This is a genomic window from Peptostreptococcus anaerobius 653-L (assembly GCF_000178095.1).
GTDB classification, from domain to species: Bacteria; Bacillota; Clostridia; order Peptostreptococcales; family Peptostreptococcaceae; genus Peptostreptococcus; species Peptostreptococcus anaerobius.
Map to the genome: position 1 here is coordinate 1 of NZ_ADJN01000032.1, position 916 is coordinate 916.

Sequence of the window (916 nt, forward strand, 5' to 3'; positions counted from 1 at the left end):
AGTAGCCAAAACAACAGGACTTCGCAAGATAACAAAAGAAATCCTCGCAAAGCGAGGACTCATTAGTTGTTTAGATTATTATTTGAATTGAACCGCGGAGTGCCGAACGGCACGCTCCGTGGTGTGAGAGGGAGGAGAAATTCCTCCCTACTCGATTATTTTTATATGTTTTTATTCTTGGCCATCATCAGATTCATCTTTAGAAAAAGCAGATCTAATAGAGTCTACAATCAAGTTGATCAAAAGTAACAATACTACTAATATTATCAGGATAGGTACACCGAATATTATTATTGCTGGTGGTACCTTATCAGTCTTTTGTTTTATTTCATTTTCTAGAAATTTGTAGAAATCAAGCTTTTGTATTCCTTTTATACCGCCTTGTTTTCCTAAATCAGAGAAAACTTTTTTTATGTCTTCAAAGGCCATTCCTATATTTTTGCCCATATCACTGAAGAACTTGCCAATTGATCTGAATTTATCTGATATACCACCAAAGAAATCTTGAACGGATTTTATGATTCCACTTGATTTTTTCTGGGCCTCTTTTTTAGTAGAGTTAATTTTTTCGTTTGCAGATTTTTTGGCATCATCTATACTGTTCTTAGTATCATTTTTTATCTTTTCAACCTTGGCTGATGAATTCAGACTAGATTTGTCCTTTAGGAAAGGAATTTTAGATAAAATAAAGTCAAAATATCCAACAGCATCAGTTTCAGATACTAGGCCAATGCTTGAAACCATAGTACCTTTTTCGTAAATATTCATTCTACCTATCAGATCACCTTTTTTTACAGGCAATTTAAGTGAGTCGAAGTTGTATTTAACCGTAAAATTATCCTTTGATATATTCTTGCCTTGGCTTGTAGTAACAACATAGTCATTAGCTAGAGAGTACTTGATAGTTCCTGGTTTT

At 33.6% G+C, this 916-nt stretch carries 1 pseudogene; it reads right to left on the reverse strand.

The features are described 5' to 3' along the window. Positions 1 to 171: 171 nt before the first annotated feature. Positions 172 to 916: pseudogene (locus tag HMPREF0631_RS03715) on the reverse strand (D-alanyl-D-alanine carboxypeptidase family protein); the annotation flags it as partial.